The organism is Azorhizophilus paspali, from assembly GCF_043587585.2.
GTDB lineage: Bacteria > Pseudomonadota > Gammaproteobacteria > Pseudomonadales > Pseudomonadaceae > Azotobacter > Azotobacter paspali.
On sequence record NZ_CP171449.1, the window covers coordinates 694032 to 710514 of the forward strand.

General features: G+C 61.4%; 22 protein-coding genes, 1 tRNA gene and 2 pseudogenes. 8 read left to right on the plus strand and 17 right to left on the minus strand.

The genetic code is table 11. The features are described from left to right. Nucleotide 1: 1 nt before the first annotated feature. Genes ACGI6K_RS03350 through ACGI6K_RS03385 form a run of 8 tightly spaced genes read right to left on the minus strand, consistent with a single transcriptional unit; the run spans nt 2 to nt 4486 of the window. Nucleotides 2-2557, minus strand: coding sequence for a hypothetical protein (locus ACGI6K_RS03350; protein ID WP_376948290.1), 2556 nt, complete (start codon nt 2555-2557; stop codon nt 2-4). Continuing rightward, nucleotides 2554-2784, minus strand: coding sequence for a hypothetical protein (locus ACGI6K_RS03355; RefSeq protein ID WP_376948288.1), 231 nt, complete (start codon nt 2782-2784; stop codon nt 2554-2556). The genes ACGI6K_RS03350 and ACGI6K_RS03355 overlap by 4 nt, the downstream gene beginning before the upstream one ends. Then, nucleotides 2781-3350, minus strand: a complete 570-nt coding sequence (locus ACGI6K_RS03360) for a DUF3102 domain-containing protein (protein WP_376948286.1) — start codon at nt 3348-3350, stop codon at nt 2781-2783. The genes ACGI6K_RS03355 and ACGI6K_RS03360 overlap by 4 nt, the downstream gene beginning before the upstream one ends. Then, complete coding sequence (locus ACGI6K_RS03365) at nt 3347-3586, minus strand: hypothetical protein (protein ID WP_377969088.1); 240 nt, start codon at nt 3584-3586, stop codon at nt 3347-3349. The genes ACGI6K_RS03360 and ACGI6K_RS03365 overlap by 4 nt, the downstream gene beginning before the upstream one ends. A gap of 3 nt (nt 3587-3589) precedes the next feature. After that, on the minus strand, nt 3590-3877 hold the full coding sequence (locus ACGI6K_RS03370) for a hypothetical protein (protein WP_377969090.1): 288 nt from the start codon (nt 3875-3877) through the stop codon (nt 3590-3592). Next, nucleotides 3874-4128, minus strand: a complete 255-nt coding sequence (locus ACGI6K_RS03375; RefSeq protein ID WP_377969092.1) for a hypothetical protein — start codon at nt 4126-4128, stop codon at nt 3874-3876. The genes ACGI6K_RS03370 and ACGI6K_RS03375 overlap by 4 nt, the downstream gene beginning before the upstream one ends. Then, nucleotides 4125-4316, minus strand: coding sequence for a hypothetical protein (locus ACGI6K_RS03380; protein WP_377969186.1), 192 nt, complete (start codon nt 4314-4316; stop codon nt 4125-4127). The genes ACGI6K_RS03375 and ACGI6K_RS03380 overlap by 4 nt, the downstream gene beginning before the upstream one ends. Then, on the minus strand, nt 4313-4486 hold the full coding sequence (locus ACGI6K_RS03385; protein WP_394543422.1) for a hypothetical protein: 174 nt from the start codon (nt 4484-4486) through the stop codon (nt 4313-4315). The genes ACGI6K_RS03380 and ACGI6K_RS03385 overlap by 4 nt, the downstream gene beginning before the upstream one ends. A gap of 327 nt (nt 4487-4813) precedes the next feature. Between ACGI6K_RS03385 and ACGI6K_RS03390 the strand changes: the two genes are divergently transcribed. The 3 genes from ACGI6K_RS03390 (at nt 4814) to ACGI6K_RS03400 (ending at nt 5666) form a co-directional block, all read left to right on the plus strand. After that, entirely contained in the window at nt 4814-5104 is a 291-nt protein-coding gene (locus ACGI6K_RS03390; protein WP_376941754.1) for a type II toxin-antitoxin system RelE/ParE family toxin, read from the plus strand. A gap of 9 nt (nt 5105-5113) precedes the next feature. Next, nucleotides 5114-5416, plus strand: coding sequence for an addiction module antidote protein (locus ACGI6K_RS03395; RefSeq protein WP_376941752.1), 303 nt, complete (start codon nt 5114-5116; stop codon nt 5414-5416). 64 nt (nt 5417-5480) lie between these two features. Further along, the gene (locus ACGI6K_RS03400) at nt 5481-5666 is read left to right on the plus strand and encodes a BrnA antitoxin family protein (RefSeq protein ID WP_420492556.1); all 186 of its coding nucleotides are present in this window, start codon (nt 5481-5483) and stop codon (nt 5664-5666) included. Between the two features lie 172 nt (nt 5667-5838). Here ACGI6K_RS03400 and ACGI6K_RS03405 read toward each other — a convergent pair whose 3' ends face one another. The 7 genes and pseudogenes from ACGI6K_RS03405 to ACGI6K_RS03435 form a co-directional block, all read right to left on the minus strand. Further along, entirely contained in the window at nt 5839-6078 is a 240-nt protein-coding gene (locus tag ACGI6K_RS03405) for a hypothetical protein (protein WP_376941748.1), read from the minus strand. Then, nucleotides 6075-6608 (minus strand): hypothetical protein, encoded by a 534-nt coding sequence (locus ACGI6K_RS03410; protein ID WP_376941746.1) that lies wholly within the window; start codon nt 6606-6608, stop codon nt 6075-6077. The genes ACGI6K_RS03405 and ACGI6K_RS03410 overlap by 4 nt, the downstream gene beginning before the upstream one ends. 2 nt (nt 6609-6610) lie before the next feature. Next, nucleotides 6611-6829, minus strand: coding sequence for a helix-turn-helix transcriptional regulator (locus ACGI6K_RS03415; protein ID WP_376941744.1), 219 nt, complete (start codon nt 6827-6829; stop codon nt 6611-6613). A gap of 89 nt (nt 6830-6918) precedes the next feature. Further along, entirely contained in the window at nt 6919-7383 is a 465-nt protein-coding gene (locus tag ACGI6K_RS03420) for a hypothetical protein (RefSeq protein WP_376941742.1), read from the minus strand. Between the two features lie 29 nt (nt 7384-7412). After that, nucleotides 7413-8651 carry a tyrosine-type recombinase/integrase gene (locus tag ACGI6K_RS03425; RefSeq protein WP_376941740.1) on the minus strand — a complete coding sequence of 413 codons (1239 nt, stop codon included), beginning with the start codon at nt 8649-8651 and terminating at the stop codon, nt 7413-7415. A 167-nt stretch (nt 8652-8818) separates the two neighbouring features. Then, nucleotides 8819-8895: transfer RNA gene (locus ACGI6K_RS03430), tRNA-Met, on the minus strand. A 146-nt stretch (nt 8896-9041) separates the two neighbouring features. Beyond that, a pseudogene (locus ACGI6K_RS03435) lies at nt 9042-9191 on the minus strand (benzoate/H(+) symporter BenE family transporter); the annotation flags it as partial. 18 nt (nt 9192-9209) lie between these two features. Here ACGI6K_RS03435 and ACGI6K_RS03440 point away from each other — a divergent pair. Both ACGI6K_RS03440 and ACGI6K_RS03445 read left to right on the plus strand, forming a co-directional pair. Continuing rightward, nucleotides 9210-9710, plus strand: coding sequence for a LysR substrate-binding domain-containing protein (locus ACGI6K_RS03440; protein WP_376941739.1), 501 nt, complete (start codon nt 9210-9212; stop codon nt 9708-9710). Nucleotides 9711-9851: 141 nt separating this feature from the next. Then, entirely contained in the window at nt 9852-11012 is a 1161-nt protein-coding gene (locus ACGI6K_RS03445; RefSeq protein WP_376941737.1) for a Fic family protein, read from the plus strand. Between the two features lie 183 nt (nt 11013-11195). Here the strand turns inward: ACGI6K_RS03445 and ACGI6K_RS03450 are convergent, their stop codons facing one another. Continuing rightward, nucleotides 11196-11483 (minus strand): HigA family addiction module antitoxin, encoded by a 288-nt coding sequence (locus ACGI6K_RS03450; protein WP_376941735.1) that lies wholly within the window; start codon nt 11481-11483, stop codon nt 11196-11198. Between the two features lie 13 nt (nt 11484-11496). Then, nucleotides 11497-11774, minus strand: a pseudogene (locus ACGI6K_RS03455) (type II toxin-antitoxin system RelE/ParE family toxin). Between the two features lie 225 nt (nt 11775-11999). Between ACGI6K_RS03455 and ACGI6K_RS03460 the strand changes: the two are divergent. From ACGI6K_RS03460 to ACGI6K_RS03470, 3 genes are all read left to right on the plus strand, one after another. Next, complete coding sequence (locus tag ACGI6K_RS03460; RefSeq protein WP_376941733.1) at nt 12000-13445, plus strand: SulP family inorganic anion transporter; 1446 nt, start codon at nt 12000-12002, stop codon at nt 13443-13445. 770 nt (nt 13446-14215) lie between these two features. Beyond that, nucleotides 14216-15565, plus strand: a complete 1350-nt coding sequence (locus tag ACGI6K_RS03465; RefSeq protein ID WP_376941731.1) for an AAA family ATPase — start codon at nt 14216-14218, stop codon at nt 15563-15565. Nucleotides 15566-15626: 61 nt separating this feature from the next. Next, nucleotides 15627-16466: a hypothetical protein gene (locus ACGI6K_RS03470; protein WP_376941729.1), complete on the plus strand. Its 840-nt coding sequence runs from the start codon at nt 15627-15629 to the stop codon at nt 16464-16466. Nucleotides 16467-16483 lie beyond the last annotated feature (17 nt).

Genomic DNA, 16483 nt, shown 5'->3' on the forward strand with positions numbered 1-16483 from the left:
GTCAGAAGTCCTCCCAGTCTTGGGCGGAGTCGGCGGAGGAAACTTCCCGACTCGAAGTCGTGCATGTCGTAATGTCGTGCTGATTGGCTGTTTTTTGATCGTTTTGCACGACTTCACGACTTGCACGACTTTGGTTCGGCAATTTTCTTTTTCCGTACTCGCCGGTATCGCTGGAGGAAATCTCCTGCCGCCATGTCCCAGAAGTCCCAAGTCCCAACTTTTCAGTGGGTGGATTTGGGACTTGGGACATTTGGGACTTCGAGTCGGGAAGTTTCCTCCGCACCTCCCAGCGGACTACGCCTCCGCTACCCTTGCCCAGGCACTTGCAGTCGATACCCAACTGGCGAAGGGCAGGAGCGGCACGGCGCAGGGCATCCCCCAATCCCTTCGGAGACTTCGGCCACGAATCGCAGCCGGTCGGGCGGTACTGCTCCAGGGCGCTCAGGACCTCCTTTGCCGGTGCGGTCATGCCGCTGGGGCGGGCCTCGATCATGTCCACCACGGCGGCGGCGACCGGGCTGGCGTCGATGGTGCGCGATAGGCTTTCCTGTCGGCAGGCGTTGAACTCCCGCATGAAGTCCTCCGGCTCCTGGCGGACGGCGGCGGCCACGGCCATGCCTAGGCGGGCGAACTCGACCAGGCGGGGACGGTCTTCGGCGGGGATGTGCATGTCGGGCAGCAGCGCCAGCGCCTTCGCCGCGATGTCCAGCAGCGCGCCCAGCAGTCGCCCACGCTCGGCCTCGAACGCCTGCCATAGCGCCGTGACCTCCAAGCGCTCGCCGATGACCGGCGTCTCGATGGTGATGGTCCGGTCTACCAGGTCCTGCGCCGTGACGGCGGCGGAAATCCCGTTCAGCACGATGGGCCGCTTGACGCTGATGACGCTCTCCTCGCTGTCGGAGTACAGCTTGCGCTTGGCGAAGCCGCCCCCGGTCGCCAGTACGCACAGCGCGTCCTGCATGGGCGCCGGCAGGTGCGAGACGTTTTCGTAGCTCACCAGACAGCAGGCACCCGCCGAGACGAAGATGTCCTCGACCGACTTCGGCGAGCCGCGCAGGTCGCAAGCGTTCGGGTCGATCAGCCGGCGGAGCGCCGTCTGCGTCGTGCTCTTGGCGCTGCCTTGCTCGCCCAGCAGCTCCAGCACCGGGTACGGCGTGTCGGGGCGCAGGCACTCGACCAGCCAGGCCAGCGCCAGCAGCCGCGAGCCGGGCGGGATGTTCGCCACGCGCCAGACCGGATCGATGGAGCCGCCGGGTATCGGCTCGGGGAGCGCCTGCATCGACTCGGGGCGGACGAAAGCGGCATCGGCCTTATCGACGATCTCCCAGCGACCAGGGAGCAGCCGGACGGCTCGGCTACTGCCGGGCGCGGCCAAGTCGAGGAAATACTCGCCGGCTGCGCCTGCGGTGCGCAGATGGACGGCCAGGCACTCGCCATGGAAGCGGCCAAGACCGGCCAGGGTAGCCAATGCCTCGCGCAGCGACTGGTCCCTCGGGGCCTTGCCGGTGTCGGTGTAGAAGCCGGCCAGCAGGCAGTCGCGGAACTGGCGAGAAGCCAGGTTGCGCACCTCGCCGGTTTTCCGGTCGCGGGCGAACACGTCCTTGTTGGCGTCATGGAACAGCTCGAAGCGCTGCTCGACGAACTTCACCAACTGGGATGCTTGGCTCTGCTTTTCGTCGTCCTCATCGTCGCCGGGGGCGAATGTTTCCTCGACCAGCTGCTCGGCGGGCGCATCGTCCTCGGGCAGTCCGTTGCCGGGAAGCTCGACCAGCTTAAGCAGGCGTTCGACGCTGCCGCCAGCGTCCAACCAGTCGGACACGTCGCCCTTATGCGGTAGCGCGGGCAGGCAGAGTACGCGGACATAAGCGCCGAAGGCTTCGAGCTTGGCCGCTACCATGTCGGCGTGCCTATGCCCTGGCTCGTCATTGTCAGGGAGGATGACGACACGGCGGTCCCTGAAGTGCTCGGTCAGCTCGTCGGGCCATTTGCCGGCGCCGCCCGCGTTGCAGGTGGCGATCAGACCGACCGACTCCAAGCGCAGCACGTCTTTCTCGCCCTCGACGATGAACACCCACGCACCAGGATCGGCGGCCAGCAATTGCGGCAGGTGGTATGGAACCTGCCGAACGCCTTTTACTGACCAGTCCCAGCCGCCTTTGCCGTCTGGCTGGCGCTGGCGGAAGTCTTTCGGCTCGAACCGGACTACCTCGAACAGCGTCCGGCCCTTCTCGTCCTTGTAGGCATAGGTGGTGTCGATCTTGGGTTTGACCAGGACATTAGGACTTGCAGGACATTGAGTCGGCTTCTGTTCTCGCAGCCCCTGCGATTCCAGCCACGCCAATTGCTCGGCGCGGGCGGTGATACCGGTCTCCCTGGCGATCAAATCGAGCACGCCTCCGCCGACGTGCTCCTCATGGGAAAACCAAGTGCCTTTGTCCAGGTTCACGGCGAGCGAACCACGAGTGCCGAAGCGAAGCTCGGTCGGCTTGCTCATGTTGGCGTTAGGCTCGCCCAGCAGGTGCCGTGCTACTTGCTCGATATCGAAGCTAATAGTCATGCGGCCCCCTTCGGCGGGGTGAACCGCTCGGCGAGGCGTTCCAGTTGCACGGTCAGATCGCGCATGGTTCTGAGCTGGGCGCGATGCTCCGGGCTGATCGGATAGTCCGGCTCGGCGCACAGCTTCAGAAAGCCGATCAGGGTATCCACCAGCATTAGGTAGCTTTCGTTATCGATGTGGGGCGGCTCTCCGCCGCCACCCTTCGGCTTGAACGGAACAACGCTCATGGGCGGGCCTCCAGTCGATCAACGTCCAGGTGGTCGCGCTCCAGTTCTGCGAGCTGGGCAAGCGCCTGTTCCAGTGCGCGGCGGGCGCTGTCGATTTCCCTCTGTCGCAAGGTCGCTCCCATGTCAGCAGCACGCGCCACCTTCCTGATGCCTTTGGCGGCGCTGTCGAATGCCTTTTTGATCCGGTCGCGGTCGTCTAGCGATCTCACACGCACGGTCGGCAGGCTGGCACGCGGCGGCTCGGTCGGCGGGGTGGCGATGGCCTTCATCGCCTCGCGCAGCGGCAAATCCGCAACGCGTTGCGCTTCTTCGGCAGACAGCAGCGGAACCTCCCGCGCCAGCCGCATGTATGCCTGTGCGGTGCGCGGTACCGCCTTGACGTTTTCGGACAGCCAGCTTTCCCACTGGCCATGCGGAACCTGATCTTTCGCCGAGTTGAGTTGCTGGCCGGCTTCAATCGCCAGTTCGACGGCGGTACGGGCGGCGCTCTCGGCCTCGCGGATGCAACGGTTGATCGAAGCGGCCAGGGTGGCGAGGCTGGCCTCGGCAGGGATGATGTTGGTCATGGGCAAGTCACCTCGATGCTCTCCAGGCGGGCGACCAGCGCCACGGCCAGCCGCTCGGCAGCGGTAATCCAGGCTTCGCGATCCTCTGGCGCAGGGTTCTCCTTGATCGCACGATGGAGTGCGGCCCGCGCTTGGCGGATCAGCTCCAAGTGGTGGTTGGTCAGTTGCAGGGCCGGGCCTTTCTCCGGGCAAGCCGATCCCGTCGCCGCCGGCTGGCAGCGTTGAAAATCCGTCATGGGTCAGTCCTCTTGAAGGGTGGCGCGGCGTGCGCGGATGCCGTTTCCGGTGTCGATCAGCTTGGCGGACAGCTTGCCCAGCGTTTCCAGCAGCCAGCCAAGGTCGCTCATGGCATCGGGATCGAGGCCGTGAGCGCCGTTCGTGGCCGTGCTGGCCAGCAGGTTGCCGATGGCGGCGATGCCGAAACCGATGTTCATGCCGTAGTCCTCGGCGGCCTCCAGCTTCTCCGGGCTCATGGCTTCGATGGTTTCGTAATTCGGCAACAGGGCATTCCAGTCGGAGCGGATCATTTCGCCACCTCCTGCGCGTCCAGCTCGCGGCGAAGGTCGCTGGATTGCGTGTCCAGGTAGTTGGCGCAGTCGCTGGCCAGGTAGTGCCCCAGGGTGGCCAGATCGGCCACGCGGCGGCTTTGGTTGTGCTCGGCGTCGAGGCGGATGGCGGTCATCAGGGCGGACAGCCAGGTCGAATGCTCTTGGCCAAAGGCAATGGTGCAGATTGCTTCATCGGCGATGGCGTCAGTGGTGCGGACGATGGTGCTCATGCCACCACCCCCACTTCCAGGGCACGAGTACGAACCTCGGCGGCAAGCTGCTGCTCGACGTGCTTCTCAAGCGACGGAGAGCCGGCAGCCAGGGCCAGACGCTCTAGGTCGGCCAGGCTCAGGTGGGACGGAAGACGCAGATTGCCCAGCACGCGACCGGTGCTGTCGATCAACTGGACGGCGATCACAGGACCACCCCCTGAGCTTCCAGGGCGCGGGCGATGTTGATGTGGTGGTTGTAGCGGCGCAGGCGGACGAACAGGGAGGAATCGGCGCGCAGGGCGGCAAGGGCCATGGCGCGGTGGGCAGCGGCGCGTTGCCAGAGCGCGGACGGATTGAGGGCGTGCGGGTGCTTCATGGGGTAGTGCTCCGTGTGTGTTGTGGAGCCGCCCCCGACCGTCGCCAAACGGTCATTGGAGGCGACTGTGCGCAGGTTGGCGAACCGGGACACACGGAACCCGGCAGACCTTTCGGTCTCCCACGCACAGCCGCCATGACACAGCATTGCGGGCATAAAAAAAGCGCCTGCAATAGTCTTGGTGGCGCTGGTGCGCCGTGTAGTCTTCGGGTCGCCAAACCCGGCCACGGGATTGACCGTGACGGGCGCACCATAGCGTTGGCTGCTGGCGCTTGCAACCCCCGGTTTCAGATTGATGAAGCGTGAACTGTGGTTTACAGTTTGCCCATGCCCGTACTCATTCAAACCGACACCTACAGCAAATGGTTCTCCGCCTTGCGGGATGCGCGAGCGCGAGTCCATATCAACGCCAGGCTGCGCCGGGTAGGGCTTGGTACGTTGGGTGACTGCAAACCGGTGGGCGAAGGCGTATCGGAATTGCGGATCGACTACGGCCCAGGCTACCGGGTGTATTTCGTCCAGCGTGGCCATGAGCTGGTCATCCTGCTGGCAGGCGGCGACAAGTCCAGCCAGGACAAAGACATCAAGACAGCCATCAAACTGGCGCGTGACCTGTAGGAGGACACCATGACGAAAACCACGCTGACCCAATGGGACGTCGTTGACCACCTGGCGACCGAAGAGGACATGGCCCTGTACTTGGAGGCCTGCCTCGAAGAGAACGATCCCGTGCTGCTGGCCGCTGCGCTGGGCGATATTGCCCGTGCCCGCGGCATGGCCCAGCTTGCCCGCGACACCGGCTTGACCCGCGAGGGGCTGTACAAGGCGCTGTCCGCAGACGGTAACCCCAGCTTGGCCACCATCATGAAGGTGATGGGAGCACTGGGCATCAAGCTCCACGCCGAGCTTGTACCTGCCCGGCCGGCATAGGGCATCGGGTATGGATGACGAGCAGAGGTGGTGCCACGCCGATCTGCTGGAGTCTGCCCGCCAGATGAAAGCCGCCAGGCTGCGGAGCCGTGCACGACCGCGAGGCCGGCATCCCAAAAGCCGGAAAATACCCATCAGGCTGACACTGTCGACCGATGTTCTGTGCGCCTTCAAGGCGTCCGGCCCCGGCTGGCAGACCCGAATGGATGCCGCGCTGGCGGACTGGCTCAAGACGCATTCGCCAGAGTAGGCGGAACCAATAGCGCGGGGGCGGCGATCTGCCGTGTCCCCGCGTTTTTCATTCTCCAGGCGCTGCCGGGTAACCTCGGTAACCTCACCCGAAAATCTGAGGTTACCGCTACAGGCTGCGCCATTGCTGGCGGTAACCTCGGTAACCCCACAAAAACGCAAAGTCTGGATCGTCATTGCACACCCTCCGGCGCTTCATGGGTCGGCAAGCGGGCGGCATCAATGGCGCGGACCAGCACGTCACGTCCCAGCCCCCTAGCTTGCAGGACGGTCGCCAGGGTCAGGAGCACGGCGAAGGCGACTACCTCCGTCGGGGTATCGCTGGCGCCAGCATGGTCGACGATCAGCGGCAGAAGCTGCTCCAGGATGAAATCTTCGTGGTCTTCTACGCGGTGTCCGGTGTAGGTCGTCATGCTGCGCGGCCTCCTTCCAGACGCTTGCCATGCAGCGTCTGTACGTACCGGCGAAGGGCAACCTTGCGCTCGTCGTAGGGCATGCCTTGGGCGATCAGCAAGGAGTTGCGTTGCTCGACCAGGGTGACAAACTCCAGCTCGCTAGCGCTCAACTGGCTCCGGTCGCGGCCCTTGGCCGGCTTGCTCAGCAGCGCCAGCACGGCACGGGCACGCGGATACTGGCTCTCCGGCAGGCTGTAGCGGGTCACGTCGCAGGGAGCGCCCCAGCGGTTGGGCACCTTCTCCGGCCGGCGCTGGAACTCTAGGCCGTAGTCATTCGCCAGCTTGGCAATGGTCGAGTTCAGGCAGTGGTCGCCCAGCATCTCGGCCTCGAAGCGGTTCAGCGAATTGCAGGGCACCAGAACGTAGGCCAGGATGCGGGCGATCTTGGTCGGCATATCCACCAGCAGCACGTCGGGGCTGGCGCTGGCGGTGATAGACTGGCCTTGCAGCAGGCGGCTTTGTTCTTCGGGACGGGTCGCCTTTTTCATGCTCAGTCCCTCGCGGCGATCTTGGCTTGCAGCCAGGCATTGATCTCGGCAATGACGTAGTACGCGGCAGACTGGCGGGTGTCGCCGAACTTGATCGGCTTCGGGAATGTGGGGTCTTTCTTGCGGAGCTTCTCTAGGCCGGAGCGGGTCTGGCCAATCGCCTTGCAAACCTCAGGCTGGGGAATCAGGGCTTGGTCGATGGTGGGGTGACTCTGGAGCATTTGGGCGCCTCCGTATTGTGTACGGGGGCAAGGTACGCAATCGGGCGATTAAATCTTAACGGCCATAACGCGGGCTTATGGCTGCAAGCTTATGGCTCTGCCATTTCCTCAAGGTCCGCGTCTGTGCAAAGACATATCGCTTCTCGGTATTCGTCGTATGCCTTTCCAGCCACGCTTTCGCTGATACCCAGGCGGACGGCGGCATCCGCTACCGCTGCAAACCGCGTGCTGCCCCGGCGGACGCCAAGGACGACAATGGCAGCGGCGGCCATATCACGATCCATTGTGCTGGGGCGTTCGTGTTTCCCCTTGATGGGCTTCAGGCCAAAGGCTTGGTCCGCTGTCCTGCCTTCCAGTATCTGGGCGAAAACGTGCTTCATCAGGACACAAAGCGCTTCGACATCCTTGGATAGATAAAACCCGTCGCCCTCCCGCTCCATGCGTTCGTGGAAAGCCTCTATTACGTTGCGCGAAAGCTCCGGGTCATACTTTCCCTTGGCCGCATATACCGCGCCCATCAAGCCATCCGCTGTTATGTCGTCCCATTTCCCCATTGCTTCACCTCTTCCGGTTGGGTTGCGCGTTACGCACGCTTGAACTCCACTACGTTGCCGGCGGCGAGCGTGTCCAGATGGTCGGCATACCACTGCATCATTTCCCGGCGCTGGGTCAGGTACTGCGCCTTGTTGTAGACGCCTGCCACCCCTTCCTTGACGTGCGAAAGCTGGGCCTCGATGTGGTTCTCGTCGAAACCGTGCTCGTTGAGGATCGTCGAGGCGATGTGCCGGAAGCCGTGGCCGGTCTGGCGGCCTTCGTACCCCAGGCGGCGCAGGGCCATGAGAAACACGGTATTGCTGCGTGGCTTGGTGGTGTCACTTCGGCCAGGAAACAGCAGGGGATAGGTTCCGGTCAGGTTGTGCAGGCCGCGCAGCAGTTCCACGGCCTGAGAGGGCAGGGGCACAAGATGCTCGCGGCGGCGCTTCATCCGCTCGGCGGGGATCAGCCACAGGCCGGCATCGAGGTCGAACTCGGACCAGCGGGCTTCCCTAATCTCGGACGGGCGACAGGCCAGCATGGCCAGCAGTTGCAGGCCGATACGCACGTCGGTGGCGTGGGGGTAAGATTGGATTGCGCGCAGCAGTGCCGGCAGCTCATCGAGTGGAACGTGGGCGTAATTCTCGACGGGCTTGGTCAGTAGGAACTTGTGCAGACCTTCGAGCGGGTTGTGGGTGGCGCGACCAGTGACTCGGGCAAGGTCGTAAATCTCCCGGCACATACCGCGCACGCGGCTGGTCTGTTCGACTATGCCGGTCTGTTCCATGCTGCGGAGGAGCTCCATCCACTCCATGGGCAGGATCGAGACATAGGGGCGTTTGCCGAACACGGGGAACACATGCTTCTCCAAGGCGCCGATAGTGCGAACCGCCGTGCCTTCCGTCCAAGTCTTGCGCTTGGTCGCGTACCACTCGCGGGCCAGATGCTCGAACGTGTTGTTGGCTGCTTCGGCTTCGGCGGCCTTTCTGGCGCGTTTCGTGGCGAGCGGGTTACTGCCCTCGGATGAGTCGCTGCGCAGTTTGGCGGCCTCCTGGCGGGCCTGTGCGCCGGTCAATTGATGGTCGCCTGTGCCATAGCCTCCAAGCCCAAGCCAAGACCATTTGCCGTCTGGCTTCTTGTAGCGCAGCTCCCACGACTTGCTGCCATTCGGCTTAACCCGGAAGTACAGGCCATTGCCGTCCAGCTCGCGGTATGCGGTGGCCTCTGGTTCCAGGGTGGCGAGCACAGTATCGGCCAGAGGGCGACGCTTGATCTCGCTGCGCTTCATCGCTTGTATGCCTTCTGTTCAATTTTTTCAGAAGCATACACAGAGGCATACACGGGTGGCAATGCTATAGGGGGGCATTCGGGGGCATGTAGAAACAAGAAAACCCGCACAGGGCGGGCTTCTTGGGGTGTTTCCAGCGCATATGGAGTCATGCGGAAACATGTAGATGGTGGCTACACCGGGACTTGAACCTGGGACATCAGCATTATGAATGCTGCGCTCTAACCAACTGAGCTATGTAGCCAAGTGGCGCGCATTATTGTCGTCATCGATTTGAGTGTCAACCGTCCTTCGATAAAAAAATCAGGAAAATCTGTACCTTGGCGACGACAGGGGAGGCGATCCGGACAGTGGGGACGGGTCAGGCGGTTCCGTCCTTTTCCCGTTCCAGCCGGAGACGCCGATCAGAAAGAGGATCGCCCCGGCCGTGAGGTAGGCGCCGACCGCTTCGTCGAGGCCGAATGCCGGGAGCAGGGTGACCAGCAGGGCAGCGCCGGGCGCAGACCAGGCGGTCACCACCGGCACCTTGAGCCACAGGCTGGCTACCCGGAAATCGTCTTGGAAATCGGCATCGGCGATCGGATGATCGACCTGGTGCGCGAAGGCGTGGACTGCGTGGTGCGGATCGGCGGGCTGAGCGACTCGACGCTGATCGCCCGCAGCCTGCCTGCCGGCGCTGCCCCAGGTCACCCGCGCTGGCGCCGGCTACGTGGCTTGCCACGGCCCGCCGACCAGCCTCGACGGGTTGCAAAGGCACCGCTGCATCGACTACCTCTCGGCCACCACCGGGCGGCTGGCGCCACTGGAGTTCGCCGTCGACGGCCGCATCGAGACAACTTGCCGGCTAGCTTCGTGGTCAACCACGGCGAAGCCTATGTGGCGGCTTGCGGGGCGGGACTCGGGATTGTCCAGGTGCCGCGCTACCACGTCGAGCGCCAACTGGCCGCCGATAGCCTGGTCGAACTGCTGCCACAACACCCACCGCCGGCGCTGCCGATGACGGTGCTCCATCCCCATCGCCGGCGCCTGACGCCGCGTTCGCAGGGGTTCATCGATTGATCGGTGACGTTGTTCGGCTGAGGGCGGGGTGGCAACCGCCGACTCGCGATGGACTTCAAGCCGAATAATTCCCGACAATCGGCTCACCGAATGAGCCGAATAACCTCCGTAATCGGCTCGCCACCCGCAGGCAGGTTTACCATGGAAGAGTCACGCTGGATCTGGCGGCAACCGGATTGGCCGCATTTCCGCTGGCAGGCCGAGCGCCTGGCGCCGCTGCTGCGTGACTGCGCGCAGGCCCAGGGCCGGCTGCTCGGCATGGCCGGGGCGGCAGGGGACGCATTCGGCGCGCAGAGCGAGCTGGATGCCCTGCTGCAGAACATCGTCACCTCCTCGGCCATCGAGGGCGAGCAACTCAACGTCGGCTCGGTGCGCTCCTCGCTAGCCCGCCGCCTGGGCCTCGAAACGGACGGCGCCAGCCGCGTCAGCCCACGCAGCGAAGGTCTCGCCGAGCTGATGCTGGACGCCACCCGGCACCTGGAGCAACCGCTGAGCCTTGAACGCCTGCTGCACTGGCACCGCCTGCTATTTCCCGCGCAGGACGACGACTTGCTGCCGCGGCGCATCCGCATCGCTGCCCTGCGCGGCGAAGAGCCGATGCAGGTGGTCTCCAGCCGGCTCGACCGGCCCACCGTGCATTTCGAGGCGCCGCCGCGCGACGGGCTGGAGCGGCAACTGGCCGCCTTCCTCGACTGGTTCGAGGCGAGCCGCCGCGACAGCGGCCTCGACCCGCTGCTGCGCGCCGGCATCGCCCATTTCTGGTTCGTCACCCTGCATCCCTTCGACGACGGCAACGGCCGGCTGACCCGTGCCATCACCGACCTGGCGCTGGCCCAGGGCGAGCGCCAGGCGATCCGCCTGCATGCCATGTCGGTCAGCATCCTCGACGACCGCCAGGGCTACTACCGCATCCTCGAAGCCAGCCAGAAGGGAGGGCTGGAGATCAGCCCCTGGCTGGAGTGGTTCCTACACACCCTGCTGCGCAGCCTGCAACAGGCGCTGGCGCGCATCGACCGGGTGCTGGCCAAGTCGCGCTTCTGGCAGCGGCATCGCCAGCAGGCGCTGTCCGCCGAACAGATCAAGGTGCTCAACCGCCTGCTCGACGGCGGCGAACGCGGCTTCGAAGGCGGCATCAATGCCGCCGAGTACCAGGCCGTCGCCAGGGTTTCCAAGGCCACCGCCACCCGCCACCTCGGCGACCTGCTCGACAAGGGCTGCCTGGTCCGCCTGCCCGGCGGCGGGCGCAGCACCCGTTACCGGATCGACTGGCCCGCCGCCGGCGGGCCCGATATTCCCCTGTAGCAGTCATCGGCAAGACTGGAAGCGTCGCGAATGCCCGACACCCGGCGCCGCGTTTGCGGGTGTTCATCGATTGGTTGATGGGGCTGTTTGGCTGAGGGGAGGAAAGCGGGGTTTCATCCCGAGGCGAGCGGGCGCTCGGGGCGCGGATGAGACCCAGGCCTGGCGCCTGGGTCCTGTGTCGTATCAGGCAATCGAGGCGAATCGCTCTATGCGAGGCTGCTCGCGGTGCCGGGCCTGCCACAAGTCGTAATCGGCCTGTACGCCAAGCCAGGTACGAGCCGTACCGATACCGGCCATTTCCAGGCGAACGGCCAGGTCCGGGCTGATAGGGGCGCGTCCGTGCAGGATGCGAGACAGGGTTTCTCGTGCGAGGCCCAGCCGACGGGCAAGCTCGGCAATGCTGATATCCAACTCGGGGAGTACGTCCTTGAGGAGCGTTTCCCCCGGATGCGGTGGGTTGAACATGGCCATGTCGCCCTCCTGTTCAGTGGTAGTCGAGGTAGTCGACCAGTTCGATATCGTTGCCGGCAAAGCGGAAAATCACCCGCCAATTGCCGCTGACGGTCAGCGACCTGAACTCCGTGCGATCCCCTTTGAGGGGGGGAGTCTCCAGCCCGGAAGGTCGAGGTCTCCCGGCGCTGTGGCTCGATCCATGAAGGCCAGCATGCGGGCCGGACGTTTGGCATGATCGGCGCGAATCCCCTTGGTTGAGCCCGTTTCGTAAAAGAGGCGAAGGCCCTTGTGCTGAAAGCTGATGATCATGGGGCTACACCGTGACTTATCACGTCACGGTTCACAATCGTAACCTATGCGCATCGGCAAGACCGGAAGCGTCGCGAATGAGTTCGCTCCTACATGCTCATGCGCTTGCCTTGTGGCGCCCATACGATGGCTGGCCCCATCCGCTTCGAATCCGTAACATCCGAAGCCCTTTCTTCCAGCCGTCCCTCTGCGGCCGGCCTTGCCGGCCAACCGTTCAGGTAAGTCATGAAACCGAAATCCCTGCGTGCCGATGTCCTAGCTGGGCTCACCACGTCCTTCGCTCTGGTGCCCGAGTGCATCGCCTTCGCCCTGGTCGCCCACCTCAATCCGCTGATGGGGCTGTACGGCGCCTTCATCATCTGCACCCTGACCGCCCTGTTCGGTGGCCGGCCGGGCATGGTGTCCGGCGCCGCCGGCTCGATGGCCGTGGTGATCGTCGCGCTGGTGGTGCAGCACGGCGTGCAGTACCTGCTCGCCACCGTGCTGCTCGGCGGGCTGATCATGGTCGCCTTCGGCCTGCTGCGCCTCGGCAAACTGGTGCGCATGGTGCCGCATCCGGTGATGCTCGGCTTCGTCAACGGCTTGGCGATCATCATCGCCCTGGCCCAACTGGAGCACTTCAGGAACGGCGAGGCCTGGCTGGGGGGCACGCCGCTCTACCTGATGCTCGGGCTGGTGGCGCTGACCATGGCCATCGTCTACCTGCTGCCGCGCCTGACCCGCGCCGTGCCGCCGGCGCTGGCGGCGATCCTCGGCGTCGGCCTGGCGGTTTGGCTGCTCGGCCTGCCGACCCGAACCCTCGGCGACATGGCGCACATCGCCGGCGGCCTGCCCGTCCCGGCCGTGCCGGACGTACCCTGGAACCTGGAAACCCTGGCCATCGTCGCGCCCTACGCGGTGCTGATGGCGCTGGTCGGCCTGCTGGAAACCCTGCTGACCCTCAACCTCACCGACGAGATCACCGAGAGCCGCGGCTACCCGGATCGCGAGTGCGCGGCGCTGGGCGCGGCCAACCTGGTGTCCGGCCTGTTCGGCGGCATGGGCGGCTGCGCGATGATCGGCCAGACCATGATCAACCTAAGCTCCGGCGGCCGCGGCCGGCTCTCCGGGGTGGTCGCCGGAATGATGGTCCTGCTGTTCGTGCTGTTCCTCTCGCCGCTGATCGAGCGCATCCCGCTCGCCGCGCTGGTCGGGGTGATGTTCGTGGTGGCGCAGCAGACCTTCGCCTGGGCCTCGCTGCGGGTGCTCGACAAGGTGCCGCTGAACGACGCGCTGGTGATCGTCGCCGTAACCATCGTCACCGTGTTCACCGACCTGGCCACCGCCGTGCTCTGCGGGATCGTCATCGCCGCGCTGAACTTCGCCTGGCAGCAGGCCCGCGAGCTGTATGCCGACACCCATCGGGAAGCCGACGGCAGCAAGCTCTACCGCCTGCACGGCACGCTGTTCTTCGCCTCCACGACGCCCTTCCTCAACCAGTTCGACCCCGCCGGCGACCCGCCCCAGGTGACCCTCGATTGCCGCCACCTGAGCTTCGTCGACTACTCGGCCATCGCCGCCCTGAAGACCCTGCGCGAGCGCTACGCCAAGGTCGGCAAGCACCTGCGCGTGCTGCACCTGTCCGAGCGCTGCAGGCAACTGCTCAAGCGGGCGGGGGTGCAGCATGAGTGAGGGGAGGGGCGGCGGGGCCGATTTCTTCGGCTGCGATGGGGCAATGCTGAAAACCGCAGTGCCGACGTCGCCCGGTCGCCTGACGGCGACTCCATGCCTGCGGGACTTCTACACACGCTACCCAGAAATCGCTCTGGAGATCGGTTTTGTCGAGTGGATGATCGGCCGGCTACGTGAAGGGGGCTGTGTGGTGGGGGCGGTGGGTCGAGCGGCTCGGTGCCGGTCGACTGTAGCTTGACGGTCAACCACGGCGAAGGCTACGTAGTGGCCTGGTTGAGCTACTATCGCAGCACGTACCGCCGCATTGATGGCGGTGCTTTATCTCCATCACAAGTACCTGACGCGAGGCCTGCGGGTATTAAACGATTGGCTGGTGATATTGTTTGGCTAAGATGAAAATGAAGTTTATCTTGAGTCGACCGAGAGGTCATGTGCATTGATAAGGTTCTGCGTTTCTAATCGATCTACCGCGACAGGCTGAAAAACGTCTAGGAGTGGTTGTTTCGAGTCTCTCACCAAGAGCGGACATCCACCATTAGCATGAGGTATGTTGTGTAAGAAGTAGTCTAGTCGCTAATTTCCTATCTCCCCCTCATGTCGTATTAATAGGGTTGCTTGAGAACCAAAAACTATGGCCAAGCCTGCATTAAGCAAGCAGTTCATGAGCGATGTCCCCGGGTGGTGCCGATGTTGCACGACGGTGCTGTCCCCCAATACAAAGTCAGATTTTGCAACGCAGCATTTTGCGTAATCCATCACAAGAGAAGAAAATGGAAAAACGAATTGAAAAAATCGAAATTGATAAACTGTTTGGTCGATTTGACTACTGTATAAATCTTGCAGAGCACGAGAATAGCATTTCCATAATAACGGCGCCAAATGGCTATGGGAAATCAACAATACTAAAGATTGTTAGCAGCTTTGCGTCAGGCGATTATTACTATTTCATTAGGGAGAAATTTGGAAGCATCCGCTTCCATCTATCCAACGAAGAAACTGTGGAAATTATTCATGTCGAAGATGATCATGAAAATAATCAGGTTACAATCCGTTCCGGCTCGAATCAGACAAAAATCAAAGATCCTTTTGGAGGTCAAGATGGTGATGGGCGGTCATTTGTAGTAGAGAGAGCATTCCCATTCCTGACTAGGATCGGTCCAAGAACATGGCGTCATGACCGCACGGGTGAGGTATTTGATCGCTTTGATATACTAAATCGCTATGGCGATCATCCAGTTTTCAGGCGGAGTATTAAGCGCGATGAGTGGCTGGAAAATATCCGAGGGTCGCTAAGGGTCTTCTCCATCCCGACAAACCGTCTCAAATTTGAGGAGGACCTTAGTGTTAGAGGGCTGACGGCGGCAAAAAGTAGTTTAATGGTTGGTGCAATTGCTATAGAAATTAAGGAGAAGATGCAATTCGCAATAAGAAACCAGTTTGAGGAGGGTCGCAAGAAAGAGACAAACTTTCCGACTCGACTAATGGAGTCATTGAAGGGTGAAATTGCGCCGACAAGAGAAGCCATTATCGAATCGATAAAGTCCGTTCAGGCGTATGAGGAGCGCTATGGAAGGCTTGGGCTTGTTCCTCATACAGGCACAACAAAGCAGCTAAATGTTCATGCGGAGTCGACTGAAAACGCCGGCATGTTGGTATTAAAAACATATCTAGACGACATTCGGGAGAAGTTCTCGCTGCTGGAGGATTTGGCTCAGCGTCTTGATGTTTTTTGTAGTTCAATTAATGGTTTGATAGCCTTTAAAACAATTGAAACTTCTGCTGATGAAGGTATTGTGGTAAAGGTTGTCGACGGCAATCAAGATAGTCTCCCTTTGTCGGTTCTTTCTTCGGGAGAGCAACACTTAATTGTCTTGATCGGTAAGCTTATATTTAATACGAAAAAGGGTTCGCTTGTACTGATAGATGAGCCAGAGATTTCTTTTCATCCCGAATGGCAAGAAAAATTTCTTTCGATTCTTGAGGAGATTCGCAAGCTTAATGATTTCACTGTTCTGGTTGCAACGCATTCTCCAATACTCATAGGTGACAGATGGAGCAGCGTAATAGAACTAGCTGAACAGCATCGGTCAGCGGGTGAACAAGCCTGCCTTGGAGCGTAAATTGAGTTCGCTACGGAGATATCAGAAAGATCCAAAGCATCTTCTTAATAAGGCGCTTTCGATGTTTCGAAGCAAGCAAATTCGAACGGCTATTGTGGAGGGTGTTTGCGATAAGCGGTTTCTAAGTCAGTGGGTTTCAGCTGGTGCCCCCATTCGATTTGATGGCTTTGACGGAAAATCGTTGGTAAACCTTGCATATACAAAATCACGCATGAAGCCTTATTCAGACTTTGATTTCCTTTGCTTTTTTGCGGACATTGATTTTGATGTCATTGTTAAGCAGCCGCTAATTAATCACCCCTGTTATATTTATAATGCATTTTGTTTTGAAGAGGATCGTCTTTACTACAACGATCTTGAAACGTATCTGATAAATACAACTGCCTTCGAGAAGGTTTTGGTTAACTTGGATGTCGATGTAAATGAAGCGGATAGCCTTCGGAAACGCTTGGAGCGTGCTTCGCGCGTTACCGGAAGCCTTCGGGCGGCAGATATTCTTGTTCAGCGGGCTAATGGTTTGCGTTTGAGCGTTTTAAATGGATTAGAGATTCGTTCTTTTTTTAATTCTCGTGATATAACTTTCAATGAGGATGAACTCTTTAAAGCGCTACCCCGCTGGTCAAATTATCGTGAATATACGGATGATCTTATTGAAGTGGCAAAGCGTCTAGATCGAGAGTTGCCGACAGACTGGTCTCTATCGAGAGGGCATGACTTAACAGAGATGCTTGCTCTATATCTAGAGCATCACGGCCAACGGGGTATGGCAGCAGAAAAGCTTGAATTAATGCTCCGGCTTGCCTGCGAACGTTCTGAGTTTCAGAGGAGTCCAATGGGAAGACGACTAGCAACGCTGGGGATAGCGGCTATGGAGCCACAATCTAAGGCTAGCGAAGGCTAACCCAGCAGCAATCCATA

Excerpts from the sequence above, each read along its gene's own strand:
- ACGI6K_RS03350 (WP_376948290.1), bottom strand. The coding sequence starts at position 2,557 with ATGACTATTAGCTTCGATATCGAGCAAGTAGCACGGCACCTGCTGGGC.
- ACGI6K_RS03355 (WP_376948288.1), bottom strand. The coding sequence starts at position 2,784 with ATGAGCGTTGTTCCGTTCAAGCCGAAGGGTGGCGGCGGAGAGCCGCCC.
- ACGI6K_RS03360 (WP_376948286.1), bottom strand. The coding sequence starts at position 3,350 with ATGACCAACATCATCCCTGCCGAGGCCAGCCTCGCCACCCTGGCCGCT.
- ACGI6K_RS03365 (WP_377969088.1), bottom strand. The coding sequence starts at position 3,586 with ATGACGGATTTTCAACGCTGCCAGCCGGCGGCGACGGGATCGGCTTGC.
- ACGI6K_RS03370 (WP_377969090.1), bottom strand. The coding sequence starts at position 3,877 with ATGATCCGCTCCGACTGGAATGCCCTGTTGCCGAATTACGAAACCATC.
- ACGI6K_RS03375 (WP_377969092.1), bottom strand. The coding sequence starts at position 4,128 with ATGAGCACCATCGTCCGCACCACTGACGCCATCGCCGATGAAGCAATC.
- ACGI6K_RS03385 (WP_394543422.1), bottom strand. The coding sequence starts at position 4,486 with ATGAAGCACCCGCACGCCCTCAATCCGTCCGCGCTCTGGCAACGCGCC.
- ACGI6K_RS03390 (WP_376941754.1), top strand. The coding sequence starts at position 4,814 with ATGCCCGTACTCATTCAAACCGACACCTACAGCAAATGGTTCTCCGCC.
- ACGI6K_RS03395 (WP_376941752.1), top strand. The coding sequence starts at position 5,114 with ATGACGAAAACCACGCTGACCCAATGGGACGTCGTTGACCACCTGGCG.
- ACGI6K_RS03400 (WP_420492556.1), top strand. The coding sequence starts at position 5,481 with ATGAAAGCCGCCAGGCTGCGGAGCCGTGCACGACCGCGAGGCCGGCAT.
- ACGI6K_RS03405 (WP_376941748.1), bottom strand. The coding sequence starts at position 6,078 with ATGACGACCTACACCGGACACCGCGTAGAAGACCACGAAGATTTCATC.
- ACGI6K_RS03410 (WP_376941746.1), bottom strand. The coding sequence starts at position 6,608 with ATGAAAAAGGCGACCCGTCCCGAAGAACAAAGCCGCCTGCTGCAAGGC.
- ACGI6K_RS03415 (WP_376941744.1), bottom strand. The coding sequence starts at position 6,829 with ATGCTCCAGAGTCACCCCACCATCGACCAAGCCCTGATTCCCCAGCCT.
- ACGI6K_RS03420 (WP_376941742.1), bottom strand. The coding sequence starts at position 7,383 with ATGGGGAAATGGGACGACATAACAGCGGATGGCTTGATGGGCGCGGTA.
- ACGI6K_RS03425 (WP_376941740.1), bottom strand. The coding sequence starts at position 8,651 with ATGAAGCGCAGCGAGATCAAGCGTCGCCCTCTGGCCGATACTGTGCTC.
- ACGI6K_RS03445 (WP_376941737.1), top strand. The coding sequence starts at position 9,852 with ATGGAAGAGTCACGCTGGATCTGGCGGCAACCGGATTGGCCGCATTTC.
- ACGI6K_RS03450 (WP_376941735.1), bottom strand. The coding sequence starts at position 11,483 with ATGGCCATGTTCAACCCACCGCATCCGGGGGAAACGCTCCTCAAGGAC.
- ACGI6K_RS03460 (WP_376941733.1), top strand. The coding sequence starts at position 12,000 with ATGAAACCGAAATCCCTGCGTGCCGATGTCCTAGCTGGGCTCACCACG.
- ACGI6K_RS03465 (WP_376941731.1), top strand. The coding sequence starts at position 14,216 with ATGGAAAAACGAATTGAAAAAATCGAAATTGATAAACTGTTTGGTCGA.
- ACGI6K_RS03470 (WP_376941729.1), top strand. The coding sequence starts at position 15,627 with ATGTTTCGAAGCAAGCAAATTCGAACGGCTATTGTGGAGGGTGTTTGC.